The 2,296-nt window shown below is 62.8% G+C and carries 3 protein-coding genes; 2 read left to right on the forward strand and 1 reads right to left on the reverse strand.

Annotated features, from left to right (window positions below; translation table 11 throughout):
* Positions 1-19: 19 nt before the first annotated feature.
* Positions 20-856 carry an alpha/beta hydrolase gene (locus tag VEI45_RS02860; protein WP_324849945.1) on the reverse strand — a complete coding sequence of 279 codons (837 nt, stop codon included), beginning with the start codon at positions 854-856 and terminating at the stop codon, positions 20-22.
* Positions 857-939: 83 nt separating this feature from the next.
* Here VEI45_RS02860 and VEI45_RS02865 point away from each other — a divergent pair, with 83 nt between their 5' ends.
* Positions 940-1,989 (forward strand): phosphotransferase family protein, encoded by a 1,050-nt coding sequence (locus VEI45_RS02865; protein ID WP_324849947.1) that lies wholly within the window; start codon positions 940-942, stop codon positions 1,987-1,989.
* A 124-nt stretch (positions 1,990-2,113) separates the two neighbouring features.
* Positions 2,114-2,296, forward strand: a 183-nt coding sequence (locus VEI45_RS02870) for a nuclear transport factor 2 family protein (RefSeq protein ID WP_324849949.1), incomplete at its 3' end; no start/stop codon positions are given.

The following is a 2,296-nucleotide window of genomic DNA, read 5'->3' on the forward strand; positions in this document are numbered from 1 at the left end:
AACGATGTCACATGCGATATCAGCTGAGCCAGTCACCGATCTTGGCCGCGATGAGCTCGGGCTTCTCGAGATGCAAGAAGTGGCCGACGCCGTCGACGATTTCGGCGACGGACCCTTCGGCTGGCAGGTGCGGGGTGAGGTCGCCAAGCAGATCAGCGCCGATCGCCCCGTCGCGAGCGCCATGCAGATAGAGCGTCGGCACCGGCGGCGGCTGCATTGTGGCTGATGCTTCGGCCTCCGCATCCGGATCGGCGAATTGCGGGTTGAACGACGCACGGTATGGCGCAACGACATTGGCGATATTGTCCGCCGTCACGAATCGACTCAGCTGAACAAGGTCATCGCTGGCGTCGTAGCCCGGCGACCAGTCCGCCCACAGCGATTCCCAAAACCCGGGCCCCAGCAACACCGGCTCGGCAAGCCCGACCTGCTGGATGAACCAGATATAGAACGATCGTTTGAGTTGTGCGTAGCTGAACATTCCCGCGGCCAGCGCACTGATCGGTGGAACCGCAAGGGCGACAAAGCGCGCGAATGCGCCTGGCTCGCTTGCGACTACACCGTATCCTGCCTGTGCGCCCCAGTCGTGGCCGATCAGCACGGCCCGATCGTCTGCGCGGTAGCTGCGACGAACGTCGAGCAGGTTGCGAGCGTAGGTTCCGACGCTGATGGGCCGATCCGTCGGCGCGTCGTATCCGGGCAGCCATGGCGCCACCACCCGGTATCCGCGCTCGGCCAGATCGGGTCCGAGATGGCGCCAAGTGTATGGCGTATCCGGAAAACCGTGGACCAGCATCGCCAGCGGTAAGGTCGTGTCCTCGATGTTCCCGAACGTTAGCGGAGGTGGCGGAGTCATCCTGCGAGCGTATTACAACCCGGGTCTCAAACGTAAACTATCGCTTATTTACATCTGACGCATCGTATGTAAATCTGGTTGGCATGGCAGGCATCGCGCTCGTTCAACGCGACCTGGCGGACACCCGAGCCCAACTCGAGGCGTGGTTCGGGCACCGATTTGACGGCGGCGCCGCGGTTTCGGATTTGCGCGCCGCGAATCGCGCGGCCGGATGGTCGAGCGAAAGCCTAGTGTTCGCCGCGGAAGTGGCCGGCCGCACCAGCGAATATGTGTTGCGGATTCCGCCGACGGGTGGCGGCATCTTCCCCCACTATGACCTGGAAGCGCAGACACGCACGCAGGAGCTATTGCACCAGCATGGGATAGCAACTCCGTCGCCGATCGTCTACGAGCCCGACACATCGTGGATTGGCTCCAAATTCCTGATGATGCCGCGCATAGTCGGGCATACACCGTCGGATACGACGTATGCGACACGGGGTTGGTTGCACGATGCAGGACCGGCTGTGCAGCGGCGCGCGCACGACTCGTTTCTCCAGACGCTTGCGGCTCTTCAACAAGTTCCGGTCAGCGAGGCTCCCTGGCTCAAACGGCCGGCGGGCGTGGGGATTTCCGCTGAACTGGCGTGGTGGCACGATTACGTGGCCTGGGGCACCGACAATCACATTCCGGACATCATGGCCGAGGTCTTCAACTGGCTGAAACGCCATGAACCGGAGCAGACCGACGAAGTGGCGGTGTGCTGGAACGACGCCCGGCTGTCCAACGCCATCTTCGATGACACCGGGCAGATTGTCGGTGCGTTGGACTGGGAGCAGGCCTGCTTGTGTCCCGCCGAGACGGATTTCGCGTGGTGGCTGGCGACCCGCCGTCAAATGTTGGAGGTCAACGGCCTTGATGCCGATCCCGAGTTGCCCGGATTCGACAGCCGTGAGCAAGTAATTCGACGCTACGAGGAGATGGTCGGCCGAACGCTGGTCGATCTCGACTGGTACGAGGTCTTCGCAATGGCGCGGATGGGATGTTGCATCTTGCGCACACAGGTTCTGCTGCGCAGCATTGGGCAAGGCGATCACTTCCTCACCCGGGCGCCGATTCTGCCGGCGTGGACCATCGCCGCAGTGCGCGATTAGCGCCAGTGCCCCACTAGTCGAGTCACGATGTCACATGCGATATCAAGGCTGAGTAGGTAGTGGTCCCTCCCGCACGGGACTGCTGAGGCTAATGAGCACCCTGGGATCAGAGGAGTCGACGACGATGGAGATGTGGGAACTGGTCACCCGCGAGCTCATTCGGGACACCCTCGCGCGATACAACTGGGCCGGTGACGCGGGCCGACTCGACGAACTTGCCGAGACCTTCTGTGCCGACGGTGTACTCGAGATACGCGGCGCCGAACCCCTGCGCGGCCGATCCGAGATCGTCGCATTCCTCGGCGGG

It is taken from the genome of Mycobacterium sp. (assembly GCF_035623875.1).
GTDB lineage: Bacteria > Actinomycetota > Actinomycetes > Mycobacteriales > Mycobacteriaceae > Mycobacterium.

Bases quoted from the DNA above. Each gene is read 5' to 3' on its own strand.
- VEI45_RS02860 (WP_324849945.1), bottom strand. From the start codon at position 856: ATGACTCCGCCACCTCCGCTAACGTTCGGGAACATCGAGGACACGACC.
- VEI45_RS02865 (WP_324849947.1), top strand. From the start codon at position 940: ATGGCAGGCATCGCGCTCGTTCAACGCGACCTGGCGGACACCCGAGCC.